The 17,829-nt window shown below is 65.3% G+C and carries 15 protein-coding genes; 8 read left to right on the forward strand and 7 right to left on the reverse strand.

The genetic code is table 11. The features are described from left to right. Positions 1-46: 46 nt before the first annotated feature. The 6 genes from QCE83_RS17320 to QCE83_RS17345 all read right to left on the reverse strand — a co-directional run bounded on the left by QCE83_RS17320 (position 47) and on the right by QCE83_RS17345 (position 8,718). Positions 47-1,882, reverse strand: coding sequence for a clostripain-related cysteine peptidase (locus QCE83_RS17320; protein WP_309813298.1), 1,836 nt, complete (start codon positions 1,880-1,882; stop codon positions 47-49). Positions 1,883-1,915: 33 nt separating this feature from the next. After that, complete coding sequence (locus tag QCE83_RS17325) at positions 1,916-3,793, reverse strand: alpha/beta hydrolase (RefSeq protein ID WP_309813300.1); 1,878 nt, start codon at positions 3,791-3,793, stop codon at positions 1,916-1,918. 113 nt (positions 3,794-3,906) lie between these two features. After that, positions 3,907-5,238 (reverse strand): LLM class flavin-dependent oxidoreductase, encoded by a 1,332-nt coding sequence (locus QCE83_RS17330; RefSeq protein WP_309813303.1) that lies wholly within the window; start codon positions 5,236-5,238, stop codon positions 3,907-3,909. Positions 5,239-5,337: 99 nt separating this feature from the next. Beyond that, positions 5,338-5,946 carry a cytochrome c gene (locus tag QCE83_RS17335; protein WP_309813306.1) on the reverse strand — a complete coding sequence of 203 codons (609 nt, stop codon included), beginning with the start codon at positions 5,944-5,946 and terminating at the stop codon, positions 5,338-5,340. Continuing rightward, positions 5,939-7,255, reverse strand: a complete 1,317-nt coding sequence (gene soxC, locus QCE83_RS17340; protein ID WP_309813310.1) for a sulfite dehydrogenase — start codon at positions 7,253-7,255, stop codon at positions 5,939-5,941. Before soxC ends, QCE83_RS17335 begins: the two co-directional genes overlap by 8 nt. 104 nt (positions 7,256-7,359) lie before the next feature. Then, positions 7,360-8,718, reverse strand: a complete 1,359-nt coding sequence (locus QCE83_RS17345) for an LLM class flavin-dependent oxidoreductase (protein WP_309813313.1) — start codon at positions 8,716-8,718, stop codon at positions 7,360-7,362. 226 nt (positions 8,719-8,944) lie between these two features. Here QCE83_RS17345 and QCE83_RS17350 point away from each other — a divergent pair, with 226 nt between their 5' ends. From QCE83_RS17350 to QCE83_RS17385, 8 genes are all read left to right on the forward strand, one after another. Then, positions 8,945-9,772: a MetQ/NlpA family lipoprotein gene (locus QCE83_RS17350; RefSeq protein ID WP_309813315.1), complete on the forward strand. Its 828-nt coding sequence runs from the start codon at positions 8,945-8,947 to the stop codon at positions 9,770-9,772. 219 nt (positions 9,773-9,991) lie between these two features. Then, positions 9,992-11,023: a taurine ABC transporter substrate-binding protein gene (tauA, locus tag QCE83_RS17355; RefSeq protein WP_309815448.1), complete on the forward strand. Its 1,032-nt coding sequence runs from the start codon at positions 9,992-9,994 to the stop codon at positions 11,021-11,023. Further along, positions 11,020-11,799, forward strand: coding sequence for an ATP-binding cassette domain-containing protein (locus QCE83_RS17360; RefSeq protein WP_309813318.1), 780 nt, complete (start codon positions 11,020-11,022; stop codon positions 11,797-11,799). The genes tauA and QCE83_RS17360 overlap by 4 nt, the downstream gene beginning before the upstream one ends. A gap of 26 nt (positions 11,800-11,825) precedes the next feature. Beyond that, positions 11,826-12,656 carry an ABC transporter permease subunit gene (locus QCE83_RS17365; protein WP_309815451.1) on the forward strand — a complete coding sequence of 277 codons (831 nt, stop codon included), beginning with the start codon at positions 11,826-11,828 and terminating at the stop codon, positions 12,654-12,656. A 180-nt stretch (positions 12,657-12,836) separates the two neighbouring features. Continuing rightward, positions 12,837-13,676, forward strand: a complete 840-nt coding sequence (locus tag QCE83_RS17370) for an ABC transporter permease subunit (RefSeq protein WP_309813322.1) — start codon at positions 12,837-12,839, stop codon at positions 13,674-13,676. Then, positions 13,673-14,416, forward strand: coding sequence for an ABC transporter ATP-binding protein (locus QCE83_RS17375; RefSeq protein ID WP_309813325.1), 744 nt, complete (start codon positions 13,673-13,675; stop codon positions 14,414-14,416). The genes QCE83_RS17370 and QCE83_RS17375 overlap by 4 nt, the downstream gene beginning before the upstream one ends. A 35-nt stretch (positions 14,417-14,451) precedes the next feature. Then, positions 14,452-15,459 carry an NrtA/SsuA/CpmA family ABC transporter substrate-binding protein gene (locus QCE83_RS17380; protein WP_309813327.1) on the forward strand — a complete coding sequence of 336 codons (1,008 nt, stop codon included), beginning with the start codon at positions 14,452-14,454 and terminating at the stop codon, positions 15,457-15,459. Between the two features lie 14 nt (positions 15,460-15,473). After that, the gene (locus QCE83_RS17385; RefSeq protein ID WP_309813330.1) at positions 15,474-16,703 is read left to right on the forward strand and encodes an acyl-CoA dehydrogenase family protein; all 1,230 of its coding nucleotides are present in this window, start codon (positions 15,474-15,476) and stop codon (positions 16,701-16,703) included. Positions 16,704-16,724: 21 nt separating this feature from the next. Here the strand turns inward: QCE83_RS17385 and QCE83_RS17390 are convergent, their stop codons facing one another. Beyond that, the gene (locus tag QCE83_RS17390; protein ID WP_309813333.1) at positions 16,725-17,786 is read right to left on the reverse strand and encodes an LLM class flavin-dependent oxidoreductase; all 1,062 of its coding nucleotides are present in this window, start codon (positions 17,784-17,786) and stop codon (positions 16,725-16,727) included. Positions 17,787-17,829 lie beyond the last annotated feature (43 nt).

Here is a 17,829-nt window from a genome sequence, read left to right on the forward strand (position 1 = left end):
CGCTGCACACGTGCAGCGGGCGATTCTTCGTCAGGTCAAAGCGGGATCAGGACCGCGGGAACAGCGTCGACAGCTTGTAGTCGCCGCGAATGCTCGTGATGAACACGCCTTCGTCATACGTTCCGTCGACGGTGGTCGTCGAGAACATGAAGTTGCCGCCATGAAATACGGGCGAGACCGGCGTCAGCCCGCCCAGCTTGTCATGCAGCGTGTCGTACTCGATGCCGAGCGTGCGAATCTCGCTGCTCGCGTCGGGCAACGGCTGCAGGCGGCTCGTGTCCACATTGCCGTCGGTGATGCCGAGCGGGACGATATTGCCGCTGTCGTCGAAGGTCACACGCAGCGCCACCGCCACGCCATCCACCTCGATGGGTACGTTGTAGAAGCGACGGTGATCCGTCTTGTCGTCGTCACCGTTGCCGAGCTTGTCGATGAACACCACGGGATAGCCGTTCAGCGTCATCCACGTGCCGGTGCGCGTGACAGCCATGACGCTGGACGCTCGCGCCGTCGGCACGATGCCGATGGGCACCGTGCCCGCCATCACGGCCATGCCGTCTGCCTGCGGTACCGTGAGGAGCGCGCGGTCCAGTGAACGGATGCCGAACGGGCTGGTGACCTTCACCATGAATTGCGCGTTCGTGGTGCCGGTCGTGTCGATGCCGACCGAACCCGGAAATCCGAGACCGCTCTTCGAGAACGATGCGACCATGGATTGATAGCCGGCGTCGAACGCAATCGCGGCATAGCTCGCCGGGGTCCGGGTGTCCAGCGCGCTGGCCGGGAAGTACACGCTCAGACCGCCTGCGTCCTGGAAGTTGCGGCCGTTGTTCTTGTAGACGACCGCAGCGGTCGTAGCCTCGGAAAGCGCGTTCGCAGCCTGCACGGCCACGCCGCCCGCGCCCAGATGCGCCGCGAGATTGACGATGTCCGTTTCGTCCGCGCCTCCGAACGACGTGGAGGCCAGACGCGACTGCGCCACCACGAGCCAGCTCTGCGCATCCGTCACCGCGGAAGAAAGCTGCTGTGCAAGGGTGTCCAGCGCGGAGCGGACCGCGCCGATCTTCGAGAGATCAATGAGCGACAGCGTCGAGGAAGCGTCCGCCGGTTCCTGTGCCTGCGCCTGCTTGAGGATGAACGCATCGGCGACGACTTGCCCGAAGGTCTTCGCGTCCGCCGTCGCGTTCTGAACCAGTGCCTGCCAGTTCCAGCCGGGGCCCGGCTCGTTCTCTTCCGAGGCAAGCAGATAGTCCGCGTACGGCGCCAGCGCGCTCGCCACTTCGACGGTCGCCATCAGACAGGCATCGAAGCCGATCACGTCGAAATGAATGTGGGTCGCCGCGACCGCTGCCTGGATGGACTGCGTGAGCTGCGCAAGCGTGAAGCCGTGCTCGCTGTTCTCGTCGTCGCCATAGCCGGTCCAGCCGCCGCCGTGATCCCACAGTACCAGACGATACTTCTTCGCCGGGTACTTCTGCTTCGCCCATGTGATGAAGTCAGTGAGCGTTTCGGGCTGACCCATGTCGACGGGACCGAGATTGGCGAGTTCGGTCAGCTTCTGGTTCGCCACACTATAGCGACGTACGTTGCGCCAGTCGGGCACCGGACCCACGCGGTAGCTCTGCGCGGCGCCGCCTGTTTCAATGACGATGTTCGCGTTGGCAGGCGCCTGCGCGAGCAGCATCTCGCTCACATTGAGCGAGCCCGCGCCGCCTTCGTTCGGGGTATCGGCGCCGGACTCCAGATTGGAGCCGATCATATAGACCAGCACGGTGGTGTCTTGCGCTACGGGGGTATCGTCGTGGCCGCCGCAGGCCGACAGCAGCACCATGGCGACGGCCATCAGGCCCGCCACGGCGCGTTGAGTACGAGTTCGGATCATGTTGTCGTGAATGAAAGAATTGCAGCAGAAGGCTCAACCGCGCGTCCGCATGATCGCGCGGGTACGCTCGAGAATGTCCTGGGCCTGTTCGGGATCGGTGAACGAATTGAACGAATTGAACGAATTGCCCAATGCACGCCTGGCCGACACGCCCGAGCTGCCCGAGGTGCCCGTCGCATCCACCATCACGCCCGGGAGCACATAACCCGCACACGCGGTATTGCGTGGCGGCATCGCGCCGGTCAGGAAGTAGTTGGCAACGTTCGTATCGACGCAGGCCGTTCCGTACGGAAACAAGCCATGCGTGTACTCGCCGTTCACGAGGATCATGCTCGCGGAAGGCAAGGCGGAAAGGGTGGCCTGCGCGCCGGCCAGCGGCGTCAGCATGTCGTTCTCGGCCTGCAACATCAGGATCGGCGGGGCCGATTTCGCTGCGTTGGACAACGCCGGCTTGGCGACCGTCACGGGCCCCCAGTAGATGCACGGATTTTCCAGATCGGAACTGCGGGCGATCGGCGCTTCACGCGTGATGAGCTGCGCGCGGCTGACCCAGTACGCGGGGTTCGTCGACACCGGTGCATCCGAACAGCGCACGGTCGCGTTGACCCAGTCCGTCGGCGCCTGGATGGGCGAGTAATCGCCCGTTACGGACTCGTAGTACTCGGAGGTCGAAGCGGTTGCGATCTTTCTCGCGGCCTCGTCGAACTTCTTGTCGTAGGGGAAGTAGACGCGCCGGGACAGCGCCTCGAAGTACTCATCGGGCGTCAGGTGCAGTGCGCTCGTCTGCGTGATCGCGTGGGCCGCGGCCATGACGACGATCACCCCATCGACAGCGCTGTGGTACGGCATTACCTGATACAGGTGGAACGCGAGGAAGTAACGCGACCAGTCGGGCGCATCGGTGAAGATCGAGCGGATGCCGGCCAGCGTATTAGGCAGCGCAACCTGATCGACCTTCGTGAAGGCGTAGAGCGAAATGGTGTCGTCGTAGAGCTTTTGCTGAGCAACTGCCTGCGACTGCAGCGGCAACGGCATGTCGTAGTCCACGGAACTGTCGAGCACCATGTGCCCCGTCTGTTGCGGAAACAAGGCCGCATACCACGCGCCTAGCAGCGTGCCGTAGGAATAGCCGACGTAGTTGAGCCTGGCATCGCCGAGTGCGGCACGCAGGACGTCCATGTCGCGCGCGGTGGCGTCCGTATTGATGAACGGCGCGAGCGGCACCGGACGGCACGCCTCGGCATAGAGCCGGTCGTTATGGAGCACGCGGTCGATGTTCTCCTGCGTCAGATGGTTCGGCAGCCAGTCGAGGTGCTGGAAGGATCCGGACATCGAGCATTCGAGTCGCGTGCTTCGGCCGACCCCGCGCGGCGAGAACCCGACGAAATCGAATTTGCGCGACATCTCGTAGAGACCGCGATAGCCTTCGTTCGCCGGATTGACGAGACGCGCCAGACTCGCCTTGAGCGCCCCGAACTGATATCCGTCACCGCCCGGTCCGCCCGGATTGAAGAGAATGGCGCCGACGCGCTCTTTCGGTGCAGCCGCGGCCACGCGCATCACGCCGATGGTGATGTCGCCCGCAGCGGGATGCGCATAGTCCATCGGCACCTTGAGTTCCGCGCAGCTCAGGTCCGAACCCAGCGCGCTCACGGTGAGCGCGGGAATGCCATCGGTCTGTTCCGCGTTGCACGGCGCCCAGGCAATGTGCTGGTTCTTGTAGGTGGCGAGAGGATCCGGCTGTCCGTCGCTACCGCCGCATCCGGCCAGCAGCGAGGTTGCCAGCAGCGTCGAAGCGATGATCGGCGCAATCGTTCCGGAAGCAACAGGCTGTCGTACACGTTTCTGCTTCGGACCGCCGCGCGCAGCAAGCCGCGCACGGATGGCGTGGACCGACAAACTTGTTCTCATCTGTACTCGTTCTTTTTATTTGACTGACAGACTTTTATTAACGGCTGACGAATTAAAAACTTTCGTAATAATTCGGTGCCCGCGAGCCCGGTATCTCGCAGGACGTGCAGAACTTACTCGCGCTCGAAGAAGCGGTTGCCCGGCCTCGGCAAGCCGAGATGCTCCCGCAACGTCGTGCCTTCGTAAGCGCGTCGGAAGAGGCCGCGCCGTTGCAACTCGGGCACCACCTTCCCGACGAAATCATCGAGCCCTTCGGGCAGGAACGGGAACATCACATTGAATCCGTCGCTGCCCTCCTCGACGAGCCATTGCTCCATCTCGTCGGCAATCTCCTGCGCGGTTCCCACCATCTGCAAGCCGGAATAGCCGCCGACACGCTGCGCCAGTTGCCGGACGGTAAGCCCCTCCGCACGCGCCAGCTCGATCACGCGTTCGCGCGCGCTCTTGCTCGCGTTGGTCTCGGGTATGTCGGGCAGCGGGCCATCGGGATCGAAGGACGAAACATCGTGGCCTAGCGCAATCGACAATGAAGCGAAGCCGCTGTCGTCGTGCACGAAGGTGTCGAGCAAGGCGCGCTTCTCCTGCGCTTCGTCGCGCGAATCGCCCACGACGACGAACGCGCCGGGCAATATCTTCAGATGCTCGCGCGCGCGGCCGGCACGTTCCATGCGGCCTTTGACATCGGCATAGAAGCGCCTGGCCGCCGCGAGATTCGGCTGCGCGGTGAAGACCGCATCGGCCGTTTCGGCGGCGAGCTGCCTGCCCGCTTCCGACGACCCCGCCTGCACCACCACCGGCCAACCCTGCACCGGCCGCGCGATGTTCAACGGCCCGCGCACCGACAGATACGGCCCCTTGTGGTCGAGAACGTGCAGCTTGTCCGGATCGAAGAAGAGGCCGCTTGCGGTGTCGCGCACGAAGGCGTCGTCGGCCCAGCTGTCCCACAGACCCGTCACAACATCGTAGAACTCGCGCGCGCGTCGGTACCGCTCGTCGTGCTCCATGTGGTCTTCGCGGCCGAAGTTTCGAGCGGCATCCGGATTCGACGTGGTAACGAGATTCCACCCCGCGCGCCCCTCGCTCAGATGATCCAGCGACGCGAAACGCCGTGCGATGTGATACGGCTCGTCGAAGGTGGTCGACGCCGTCGCCACCAGCCCGATGCGTTCCGTCACCGAGGCAAGTGCGGACAGCAACGTGAACGGCTCGAACGAGGTCGCGGTGTGGCTGCGCTTGAGCGCATTCACCGACATGTTGAGCACCGCGAGATGATCGGCCATGAAGAACGCATCGAAGCAGGCCTGCTCGAGCTTCTGGACGAACTGCTTCAGATGCCGGAAGTTGAAGTTGGCATCGGGGTACGCGCCGGGATAGCGCCACGCGCCGGTGTGCAGGCTGACCGGACGCATGAACGCGCCGAGATGAAGTTGGCGGGAGTATGGCATCGCGTGGATGAATGAAGGAGTGAGGTATCGCGCCAAGTTACTTCAAGTCGCGAAAACACGCTCGATCGCGCCGGGGCTCATGAACCATCGGCATCCCGGTTAAAGCCGTCCCGGCCGCGGGTCCGGAACGAATCCATCGCGATTCGGCATGCGGATGGCAGCCAGCGAACGGGCATCGAGGCGAGCATCGTCGGGAACGATGCCGTTCTGATTCAGGATCCACGCACTCAGCGCATACACCTCGTCCGCGCTCAACGATTGCGGCGCGTTATACGGCATCGCGCGGCGGATGTAGTCGAAGAGGGTCGTCGCATACGGCCAGTAGCTGCCGACCGTGCGCACCGGCTTCGCACTCGCGAGCGTGCCGCGCCCGCCGACCAGCTGGTCGCCCAGCACGCCCTCGCCCTTCGCACCATGGCACGCGGCGCACTTCGTCGCGAAGATCCGGGCGCCGGTTGCCACGTCGCCGCTGCCCGCAGGCAGGCCGTGACCGTCGGGGGCGACGTCGATGTTCCACGCGGCAATGTCCGCGGCGCTCACCGGGGTGCCGATGGCGTCGATGGCGGCGCGCGGCGTCGCATCAGCCGCCGTGCCGTGCGAAGCATGTCCGTCTCGCGGCGGACCCGAGCAGGCGGCCAGACACAGCGCCGTCAGGCCCGCCATCATCGGGCGCAAGGAACACAGGTTTCGAGCGATGTCGCTATGCATTTTTCACGCTGCCATCGGCGCCGATGCGCCATTGCTGGATGCCGTTATAGTGGTAGTTCGAGTTCAACCCGCGCGCGGCAACCAGCGCCTCGCGGGTGGGCTGGACATACCCGGTCGAATCCGTCGCCCGCGAAAGTATCGCGGCCGGCTCGCCGTTCCACACCCATCCGAAATGGAAGCGGGTGAGCGCACGATCGCGCACCGGGCCATCGAGCCGCGCCGCTTGCCAGGATCGCCCGCCATCGACGGACACGTCGACCCCGCGGATGGCGCCGCGGCCCGACCACGCCAGTCCCACGATCGGGTAATAGCCGTGAGTCGTCAGCGCGTGCCCGGGCGATGGCCGTGTGATGACGGATTTCGCGTCCATCTCGAACACGAACTGACGCGCACGGCCATCGGCCAGCAGGTTCGTGTACTTCGATGTCTCCTCGCGCGTTTCGAGCGGCGCATCGACGAGCTTCAGCCTGCGCAGCCACTTGACGTGCGTGTTGCCTTCGAAGCCCGGGATCAGAAGCCGCAGCGGATAGCCGTTCTCCGGCCGCAGGCGTTCGCCGTTCTGCGCGTACACGACCAGCGCATGATCGAGCACGCGCTCGAGCGGCAGGCTGCGCGTCATGGCCGCCGCATCCGAGCCTTCCGCGAGAATCCAGCGCGGTTTCTGACCATCGTTCGTCACGAGGCCGCCGGCGGCCTCGATCAACGTCGAAAGCCGGACGCCAGTCCACTCGCAGCACGACAGAAGACCGTGCGTGAGCTGCACGGGCAAGCCGCTCGGCCCTTTCCATTCGCTCGCGGTGTTGCCCGAACATTCGAGAAAGTGCACGCGCGATTCGGAAGGCAAGCGCAGCACGTCGTCCATCGTGAACAGCTTCGGCTCACGCACGAGACCATGAATCACGAGCCGGTGCTGATCCGGATCGATATCCGGTACCCCAGCATGATGGCGCTCATAGACGAGTCCGTTCGGCGTGATCGCGCCATGCAGATCGGCCAGCGGCGTCAGCGACGAAGCCGCGCCCGGCACCGGCCACGCACGCGCCGCGCGGCGCACGACGCCCGCTTCGTGCGGCGACGGCTGGCCATACGGATGGTCGAGAATCGGAGCGCCGGGTACGCGCGTCCAGGGCTCGACGCCGAGCGGCTGCAAGAGTGTGGAGGCGGCCTTCGCGTGCGGCGTCACGACGGCCGACAGCGCGAGACCGCCCAGCAGCCGCCGTCGCGGCGAAGCGGGCGATTGCGGGTTGGCCTTCGCGGAGTCGCGCGACCGGTTGGCGGAGAACGATGAGAAACGCGGGATTTTCGGCATGCTCGATCAGTCAGGTGCCCGGTCATGCGTCGCTGTTTCGCGAGGCATCATCGGGATTGCAACTATGCTAATGACGGCGATTGCCGCTTGAAGCGCTCGCCCACTCAGCGAAAACTCGCGCCCACATGCGGCGCTTGCAGATAAGGACCCTCGCCCAGCAGCTTCTCGCGCAGCGTGCCATCGGCATAGGCGGTCTTGTAAGCCCCGCGCCGCTGAAGCTCTGGCACGAGATGCTCGACGACATCGTGGAAAGTGCGCGGCGACTCCACCCACGCGAGATTGAACCCATCGATTCCGGTGTCTTCCATCAACGACTGCAATTCATCGGCGACTTGCGCGGCGTCGCCGACCACCACGGCCCCTCTTCCGCCGATGGTCACGAACTCCACGGCATCGCGCACGGTCCATTCGCGTTCCGGATCGAGCTTGCTGAAGGAAGCAAGCGCCGACTGACCGGCGTCCGTATCGACATAGCTCAGGGTGTCGCCCGGCCGGTAGCGCGACAGGTCGATCCCCGTCCAGCCCGAAAGCAACGCGATCGCCCCTTCATAACTCGCCCGTTGCCGGTACGCTTCGTAGCGTTGTTGCGCCCGCTCGGCGGTCTCGTCGACGATCACGGTGAGCATCGCGAAAAGCTGCGCGCTGTCGGGCGCGCGTCCTGCCTGCTCGAGCGCCGCACGCATCGCGCGGGCCGACGTGCGCAGGCCATTGCGCGTCGGCGCCCCGAGAAAGATGCACTCGGCGTGGCGTGCGGCGAAGCGCGTGCCGCGCGCCGAGCCGCCGGCCTGGAACAGCAAGGGCGTGCGTTGCGGCGACGGTTCACACTGGAAGATCCCTTCGCTCTCGAAGTAACGGCCCTTGTGGGCGATCGGGCGTACCCGTTCGGGATCGGCATACACGCCGCGTTGGCGGTCGCGCCTGAGCGCGCCCTCCTGCCAGCTTCCTTCCCAGAGCTGATAGCAGACCTCGAGGAACTCGTCGGCGCGATCGTAGCGTTCATCGTGGGCGCGCAGTTCCGTGTGACCGAGACTGCGCGCGCCGCTTTGCAAGTAAGACGTCACGACGTTCCAGGCCACTCTGCCGCGAGTCAGATGATCGAGCGTCGTGAAGCGCCGCGCGAGCAGATAGGGCGCCTCGTAAGCGACGGACACCGTGACGCCGAAGCCGAGATGTCGCGTTGCATGCGCCATCAGTGGGATCAGCGGGACGGGATCGTTCATCGGCACTTGCGCGGCAGTACGGAGCGCCGCGGCAGGACTATCGCCGAACACGTCGTAGATGCCGGTGACGTCGCCGAGGAACAGACCGTCGAACAGGCCTTGCTCGAGCACCTTCGCGAGATCGACCCAGTAGTCCGTGTCGAGATAGCCGACCGAGCGGTCGTCGGGCGCCGTCCACTGACCGGGCGCGAGATGCCCGACGCAATTCATCATGAAGGCATTCAGGCGGATGTGGCGAGGCATGGCGGAGCGGATGGCTTGACGTGACAACCTGCGATTCTAGAGTTCGCCACGCGTGCTCTTAAACGCGAATTTGTCACACGCTTTCCAGGGCGCACATGGAAAGGAAAGCATGAGCGCCGATAAAGCCCGCCGCGCGTGACGCGAGATAACCATAGCGCTCGAAGTTATTTGCGACCCCTTGCGCGCCGCACTAGGATCACGTCTTTTCCACTGACCACGCCCCGCTATGAAGACCACCACGCCGATGAAGTCCGCATTGCTCTCGATTCTCCTTGCCTGGGGCGTGGCCTGCGTACAGCCGGTGCAGGCAGCGGGCCAGACGGTTCGAGTCGGCATCATGTCGGGCGAGGACGAAGACGTCTGGCGCACGGTCGCGGCCAACGCGGCGAAGCAAGGCATCACGGTGAAGATCACGACCTTCGCCGACTACACCCAGCCCAACGAGGCGCTTGCCCAGCACGACCTCGACGCCAATTCGTTCCAGCACAAGCCGTATCTCGATGCGCAGATCCAGGCGCGCCACTACGACATCGTGCCGGTCGGGTTCACCTATGTGCAGCCGATCGGACTCTATTCGCGCAAGGTGAAGTCGGTGGCCGAGCTGCCTCAAAACGCGGCCATCGGCGTGCCGAACGACCCGAGCAACGAAGGCCGCGCGCTGCTGCTGTTGCAGGCCAATGGCGTCATCAAGCTGCGCGACAAAGTCGGCCTGCTGCCGACCGCGCGCGATATCGCCAGCAATCCAAAGCACGTGCAGATCAAGGAGCTCGACGCAGGAATCGTCGGACGCGCCATCGGCGACCTCGATGCCGCCGTGGTCAACACCGACTGGGCCATCAAGGCCGGCATCAGGATTCCGCAGGAACGTATTGCACAGGAGAGCGTGCCGGGCAATCCGTATCGCAACTTCATTGCGGTGAATGCGAAGGATGCGAAGGCGCCGTGGGTGAAGACGGTAGTGGACAGCTATCAGCAAGCCGATGTCGCCTCGACGATCCTGAAGGTCTATCACGGCGCCACGCTGCCTGCGTGGGATGGCGCGCCGCAGAAGTGACGCCGCGAGGGCATGTGATCGATCTCACGTGCTCGTGCAAGTCTGAAGAAACCGACCTTCAAGGCAAGCGCCCGGCGCCGCAGATGCGGCGTCGGGCGCTTCTCATGATGGGTCGAAAACATAGGCCAGGCTGCATCATTTGCTTCGCAGAATTGCTTGGTAGCCGCGGCACGGGAAATGCCTATAGTCGAAGGCTTCATCCTCTCTCAGTCGTTCTCCATGAAATTCCAGACCCGCCGCCATCTGATCGCAAGCCTGGCTTCGTTCACGCTTGCCACGTCCGCTCTGTTTTCCTTTCATGCGCACGCCGAGACGCGCGAGGTCGTGATCGGTTATCAGGACATGGTCGTGCCCTGGCGCTATGCGCAGGCCAGCGGCGCCGTCGAGAAGGCCACGGGCTACAAGGTGACCTATCGCAAGCTCGGCAGCGGCGCCGACGTGATCCGCGCGCTTGCTTCGGGCTCCATCCAGGTTGGCGAGGCGGGCTCCAGTCCGATCGCCGCGGGCCTGTCGCAGGGCGTCGACCTGTCGCTCTTCTGGATTCTCGACAACATCAACGATGCCGAAGCGCTCGTCGTACGCAACGGCTCGGGCGTGAACAAGCTGGCCGATCTGAAGGGCAAGACGCTGGGCGTGCCGTTCGTTTCCACGTCGCACTTTCATGCGCTGGTGGCGCTGCAGCAGGCGGGTGTGGATCCGTCGTCGGTGAAGATCGTCAATCTGCGGCCGCCGGAAGTGGCCGCGGCATGGGAGCGCGGCAACATCGACGCGACCTACATCTGGGACCCGGTGCTCGCCAAGGCCAAGCAGAGCGGCAAGGTGCTGATCACGTCGGGAGAGGTCGCGAAGGAATCGGGCAAAGCGACCTTCGATGGCTTCGTCGCGTCCCGCAAGTTCGCGCAGGACAATCCGCAATTCCTCGCCGGCCTCGTCAAGGTGCTCGCCGACACGGACGCCCAGTATCGCGCCAACAAGGCCGCGTGGACGGTCGATTCGAAAGAGGTGCAGGCGGTCGCGCAGGAATCGGGCGCCACGGCTGCCGACGTTCCCGCAAGCCTCGCGCTCTATGCGTTTCCGACGGCCGGCGAACAGGCCTCGCCGACCTGGCTCGGCGGCGGACAGCAATCGGGCGCGGCCAAGTCGCTGACGGCCACGGCTCAGTTCCTCAAGCAGCAGGGCACGATCCAGAACGTGCTCGGCGACTATTCGAAGGGCGTCGATCCGCGCTTCGTCCAGCAGGCCGCAAAGTGACGTCGCTGTCCATCCGCGACCTGGGCGTCACCTACGACGGCGCCGACGCGCCCGCGCTGCAGGGCGTCAACCTGCAGATCGGCAGCCGCGAATTCGTGGTCGCGCTGGGCGCGTCGGGCTGCGGCAAGACCACGCTGCTCAACTGCCTCGCCGGCTTTCTCGATCCCACCGAAGGCAGCGCGACACTCAACGGCGAACCGATCACAGGTCCCGGCGCGGAACGCGGCGTCGTGTTCCAGAAGTACGCGCTGATGCCGTGGCTCGATGTGCTCGACAACGTCGCGCTCGGCCTGCGCTTTCGCGGCGTCAAGCGCGAAGCCCGCCGCGAGATCGCGCGACGCACGCTCGCGCTGGTCGGTCTGGCACAGCACGAGCACGCCAGGGTCTACGCGCTGTCCGGCGGCATGCAGCAGCGCGTGGGCATCGCGCGGGCGCTCGCCAGCGATCCGGAAGTGCTGCTGATGGACGAGCCGATGGGCGCGCTCGACGCCCTCACGCGCGAGAACGTTCAGGAACTGGTGCTCGACGTCTGGTCGCGCACCAGCAAGACGGTGTTCTTCATCACGCACAGCGTGGAGGAAGCGCTGTTCCTCGCGACGCGGCTCGTGCTCATGACGCCGGGTCCCGGACGGATCGAGGAAGTGCATGAACTGCCCTTCTCGCGCGAATACGTTCGTCACCGGGATGCGCGCGCGGTCAAGTCGTCGCCGGCCTTCATCGAATGGCGCGAGCGGCTCACACGCCGCTTGCATCGTAGCGAGACGGAGGACGCGTGAACGACCGCAGTCACGAGGCGCCGCTGTTGCGTCCCAAGCACACTTTTTCAACGCGTACCCCGCGCCGCGCGCGCTATCGCGGCATGCCCGGTGCGGGCCCCACCGCGCTGCCGAGCACGCTGTGCGTGCTGGCGCTGGCGCTGCTGTGGTGGGCCGCCACGCGTTTTGGCTGGATTCCGCCGCTGTTCCTGCCGTCGCCCGCCGCCGTGTGGCAGGCGTTTCTGGACGCGATTCATGGACGTCTTCAGGGCGGACTGCCCTTGTCCGAACATCTGCTGTGGAGTGCCGTGCGGGTATTCGGCGCCTTTGCGCTGGCGGTCGTCACGGCGGTGCCGGTCGGCATCCTGATGGGCGTGAACCGCATCGCGCGGGGCGTCCTCGATCCGCCGCTGGAGTTCTACCGTCCGCTGCCGCCGCTTGCCTATCTGCCGCTCGTCGTGATCTGGTTCGGCATCGACGAAACCGCCAAGATCGTCGTGATCTGGCTCGCCTGCTTCGCGCCGATTGCGATGGCGGCGCGCGCCGGGGTGAAAAGCGCGACGCCGGAACAAGTGAATGCCGCGTGGTCGCTCGGCGCGAACTTCTGGCAAGTGGTCCGGCATGTCGTGCTGCCCGCAGCCTTGCCTGAAATTCTCACCGGCTTGCGTATCGCCGTTGGCTTTGGCTGGACCACGCTGGTTGCCGCCGAGATGGTCGCGGCCACGGCCGGACTCGGCCAGATGGTGCTGAACGCGTCGAGCTTTCTGCGCACCGATGTCGTGGTGATGGGCATCGTGCTGATCGGTGCAATCGCGTGGATCTTCGACTTCGGCATGCGTGCACTGGAACGGCGCCTCGTGCCGTGGAAAGGACGTTGAGCGCAGCCGGCATCGGCAGTCTTCACTGCCTCCAAAGGAAAGCTAAGCAGAATAAACCGTTTGTCACGTCGCCACGGAACGGCCTCTAATAGCAGGCCTGGTTGCGCCAGATGACCTCGCTTGCCCGCATCGGCGCCCTTTTTTCCCCCACTTCTTTCACATGCCACTGACCTTATCGACATGGCCGACGTGAGTTCTCCGGGCGATCTCCCTATCGCAGCGACCGCAAACGCTCCAGCTGTTTCGAAGGCCACGCTGTACCAGTGGCTTTCGTGGCTCGTGCCGGCGCTCGTCCTGCTGGTCTGGGAAGCGGCCGCACGGTTCGGCTTCATTGCGCCTCAAGTGCTGCCCGCGCCGAGCAAGGTCCTCGCAACGGCCTTCGATTTGGCAAGGAACGGCGAGCTCTTCATTCACCTCGGTGTGTCGCTGCTGCGCGCCGCGGCGGGCTTCGTCATAGGCGGCGCGCTCGGGCTCGCGCTCGGCATTCTGGTCGGCTTCTCGCCGCTCGCGCAGGCGCTTCTCGACCGCTCGATCCAGATGGTGCGCGCGATTCCCTTCCTCGCGATGCTGCCGCTCGTGATCGTGTGGTTCGGCGTGGGCGAGACCGCGAAAATCTTCCTGGTCGCGCTGGCGGTGCTGTTTCCGGTCTACATCAACACCATGCTCGGGATCCGTCAGATCGATCCCAAGCTGATGGAACTGGCGAAGGTCGTCGGTCTCGGCCACATCGCGATCGTGCGCCGGATCATCCTGCCAGGCGCGATGCCGTCGATCCTCACAGGGGTGCGCTATGCCCTCGCGCATGCGTGGCTCGCACTGGTCATCGCCGAAACGCTCGCGACGACGCGCGGCATCGGCTTCCTCGCGATGGATGCGCGCGAGTTCCTGAATACCAATGTGATCCTGCTGACCATGGTGATCTACGCACTCATCGGTGTCGCCGCCGACGCATTCGTGCGCAAGCTCGAAACGCGCTTCCTGGCCTGGCACGCCAACTACGACAAAGGACTGCGCAAGTGACGCACGGCATCGCCCTTTCTCATGACGCGCCGTTGCCGGTGTCGCACGACGAGCCCGCGCGTCAATCAGCGCTCGCGGTATCGGTGCGCGGACTCGAACGGCGCTATGGCAGCCGCGTCGTCATCGAAGCGCTGGACCTCGACATCCGCAAGGGCGAGTTCGTCGCGCTGCTCGGCGAGAGCGGCTGCGGCAAGACCACGCTGCTGCGCGCGCTCGCCGGGCTCGACCTGCCGGACGCGGGCCGGATCCGCGCGCCGGAGCGGCCGTCGGTGGTGTTCCAGGAGCATCGTCTGCTGCCCTGGGCGACGTTGTGGGAGAACGTCGCGCTCGGTCATGAGACCACCATCGGACGCAAGGGCGCGGCGCGCGCGCTGGCCGAGGTGGGACTCGCGGGCCGTGAAGACGACTGGCCGCGCAACCTTTCGGGCGGACAGGCGCAGCGCGTCGCGCTGGCGCGTGCGCTGGTGCGCGATCCCGCCCTCTTGCTGCTCGACGAGCCGTTCGCAGCGCTCGACGCACTGACCCGCATCAAGATGCACGGGCTCGTCAAGGAGCTCGTCGCGCTGCATCATCCGGGCGTGCTGATCGTGACGCACGATGTAGACGAAGCGCTGACCCTCGCCGACCGCATCCTCGTCATGCGCGACGGCCGCATTGCCGCATCCTTCAGGCCGAAGGATTCGTCCACGCAGGCGCTGCGCCCCACGCTCCTCGAGGAGCTGGGCGTACGGCCGCACTGATTTTTTCCCGCATCAACTCCAGGAACTCGAACAGGATGAACGATTCTTCGCTGAGCCGTCGCCAGCTGTTGCGCGCGGCGGGCGGCCTGCTGGCCGGGGCCGCCACGGGCAACCTGCTCACGGCGCGCGCGGCCGAGCCGCCGCGCAAGCTGACCCGCAATACCGACACCGTACGAATTGGCTGGGGCTATGGCAGCCTGCCGGACATCGCCAAGCAGCGCGGTGTCTTCGAGAAAACGCTGGGCGCAAAGGGCATCAAGGTCGAATGGATCGGCCCGTTTCCGAACCATGCGCCTTCCATCCAGGCCGTGGTCGGCGGCAGCGCGGACTTCGGCTTCTGGGGCTCCACGACGCCCGCGCTCGCCGCGATGCTGGCCGGTTCGCCCATCGTCTTCACCGCCTTCGACATCTACTCGCCCCGCTCCACCGCCATCATCGTGAAGAAGTCGAGCGGCATCAATTCCGTCGCGGATCTGGCCGGCCGCAAGGTCGCGGTCAACCGTTCGGGCCTGGGCGAGTTTCTGTTGATCGCGGCTTTGGAGAAGCATCACATCGACCGCGACAAGGTGCAGTTCGTCTACCTGAATCCGCCGGATGCGGCGCCTGCGTTCGCGCAAGGCAAGGTCGATGCATGGTCGATGTGGTCGCCGGGCGTGGACATCGCGCGGTTCTCGAACGATGCGAAGGACATCTTCAACGAAGGGCGCGATCTCGACTTCCTGATCGACTACAGCTCGCTGGTGACGCGCCGCAAGTTCACCGAGGAGAATTCCGAACTGGTCCGCGCGGTGATCGACACGTACTACGTCGAAGGCGCCTGGCAGTCGACGCACTCCAACGAAGCCGAAACGCTCGTGCAGCGCGAAGGCAAGTATCCGGACCCGGTGCGCGACTATCTCGCCAGCCTCAAGCGCGTCAACCAGTTTCACGAAGCCGACGATGCCGCCTTCCTCGCGCAGTTCCAGCGCGCCGCCGACTGGCTGGCCGAACGCAGGATCATCCATTCGCGCATCAAGGTCGCGGATTACAGCATCAGGGTTTGAAGAAGGGCACGCCTATGACCGACACCATCCACACCACGCGGCTCCTCTCGCCGCTGTCCGCATCGCTCGGCTTCACGGAGATCCTCTCCGACATCGCAGCGACCGCCGCGGCGCGCGAACGCGAGCACCGCCTGCCGCACGAGGAAGTCGCACAGCTCAAGGCGCTCGGCTTCGGCGCACTGCGCCTGCCCTCCGATGCCGCAGGGCGCGGCCTGTCGCTGCGCGAACTTTTCACCGTCGCGCGCGACGTGGCGGCAGCGGACTCCAATATCGCCCATGCGTTCCGCAATCACCTCTGGCTGGTCGAAGCCGCGCTGAGGCAACGGGACCATCCGTTTCATGCCCACGTGCTCGCCCTGACGGCGCAGCACAAGACCATCGGCCTCAGCTTCACCGAAACCGATGTGGTCGCGGCCGGCGCGCGCCCGACCCGCGTGCTGACCCGGCTCGAATGGGACGAGATCCGGCAGGCCTACATCGGCTCAGGAGAAAAGGTCTACGCGACCGGCAATCTGTATAACGACGCCTTCATTGGCACGGCCGTCGAAAGCCGCGCGGGACGCACCGTGCAGTACGTGCTCGAACGCGGCGCGGGAGTGGGCGACGAAGACGACTGGCAAGGCTTCGGCCAGCGCCTGACGGGCTCGGGCACGGCGCGTTTTCGCGATGTCGCCGTGCAGGAAGCGCACGTCTATCCCGCCGATCCGCCGAAGCGCGACGAAGCCGCGCCGTGGGGTTTTACCTTCCACCAGGTATATCTGACCAATTGCATTGCCGGCATTGCCCGGCGCGTGGCGCTCGACGCCGTGGACGTGCTGCGTGCGCGTGGCCGCAATTTCTATCATGGCGAGGCGGCGCATCCCACCGACGAACCCGTGCTGCAGGCGCTGCTGGGACGTATCCGCGCCTATGCCGCAAGCATCGAGGCGAGCGCGGATCGGGCCGTCGCTGCGCTGCAGCTCGCGTGGGATCATCACGGCACGCACGCCGAATACGAGACGACGCTCGCCGCCACGCTCGCGGCGATGGAAGCGAAGGTCGTGATCGACGATCTCGCGCCGCAGACCGCCACCTGGCTGATCGATCTCGGCTCGGGCTCGGTGGTGTCGCGCGTCGGCGCACTAGACCGGCACTGGCGCAACATCAAGGTGATCGCGTCGCACAATCCGCGGCTCTACAAGGAGCGTCTGCTCGGACAGAACGCGCTCACCGGCCAGCTTCCGCCGACGGGCGCATTCTTCTGAAGCCTGTCGGCCGCCTGATCGTCAGTTGGAGAGCAGGCGCCGGACGCGCGGCGCGACTTCCTCGGCGAAGCGGCGCATGTCCGCCTCGAAGGGCTGAAACTGCAGCATGAAGAGTTCGATGCCGGCCTGATGGAACGCGGCGATGCGCCGCGCGACCGTATCGTAGTCGCCGACCAGCCCGGCAGCGGTACCGCCGTTCGATCCGACCCGCGCCGAACGCGCGAAGGTCTGGTGCATCACGGCCTTCGGATCGGTGTTGGCTTTCTGCTGTTGGCGCAGCGGTTTGTCGAGCTCGGCCAGCGCGAACAGATGATGCAGATGCTCGTCGGCCTCGGCCTGGGTCGCGCGTGCAATGACGAACGCGGACAACCCGAAACGCAGCGGCTCATGTCCTGACGGACGCGCTCGGCTGGACACGTCGGCGATCAGTCGCGCGACGTCGTCATGCGGCTGGCCGTTGATGAACCAGACATCGCCGTGGGCCGCCACCAGCCCGCGCGCGGGCTCGGATTCGCCGCCGACATAGATGCGCGGCCGTGCGCGATACGGATCGGCGGGCAGCAGCCGATAGCCGTCGATATGAAAATTGTCGCCCTGATGATTCACCGTCTCGCCGTTCAGCAGCCGCTCGACGACGGAGATCCACTCCCGGCCGTAGACATAGCGCTCGTCATGTTCCGCGAAGCCGATGCCGGCCCGTTCGAGCTCTGGCCGGTTCCAGGCGTTCACGAGATTGATCGCGAAGCGTCCGCCGCTGATGTGCTCGATCTGCTGCGCCATCTTTGCGAGCACGACCGGATGGTAGAGATACGGCTTGATCGCGGCGATGATCTCGATGCGCGAAGTGAGCGCGGCGAGTGCGGCAGAGGCCGTCCATGCCTCGAGCTGGTCGAGAGACGGATCGTGCGGATTGACCGTATGCTGCGCCACCAGAACCGAGTCATAGCCCAGACGTTCGGCCTCCAGCACCAACGCCTTGTTTCTGGCCCACGAAGCGTCGTAGGGTTCTGCGGGGTCTTGCAGCGCGGCGCGGCTGCCATGCACGAGCGCCCAGATACCGAAGCGTGGGGAATGTGTTGACATCGACTTGATGGGCGAGAGGCGCGGATGAAAAGGTCATCATGCT

It is taken from the genome of Caballeronia sp. LZ034LL (genome assembly GCF_031451215.1).
Classification (GTDB): Bacteria; Pseudomonadota; Gammaproteobacteria; order Burkholderiales; family Burkholderiaceae; genus Caballeronia.